Consider the following 251-nt stretch of genomic DNA (forward strand, 5'->3'; position numbering starts at 1 on the left):
CACTCAAGTAACCAACCTTGTAGGTACCATATTAGCCTCATCAGCCGAGATAACAGGCATATTTTTCCCGCCTGCTCTCATCGTTGGGGCAGCTATCGAGGCAGTAACCGCTATTGTATCGCTTGCTTTCCTCACCCTCTCCAACCCGTGCGGAGCTGCCTTTTACAAAGCCGATTATATCAATCAGCACCTAAAAGACGAATTTTACCCACAGTTTAGCCAGCGGATACAATACCTACAAAAACACCTCG

Annotated in this window: 1 protein-coding gene; it reads left to right on the forward strand. The window is 47.4% G+C overall.

Going from position 1 to position 251, the window contains the following annotated elements; genetic code table 11:
• The coding region (locus tag HMPREF9441_RS18920; protein ID WP_008623817.1) for a hypothetical protein at nucleotides 1-251 on the forward strand (251 nt) is incomplete at both ends.

This window comes from Paraprevotella clara YIT 11840 (assembly GCF_000233955.1).
Classification (GTDB): Bacteria; Bacteroidota; Bacteroidia; order Bacteroidales; family Bacteroidaceae; genus Paraprevotella; species Paraprevotella clara.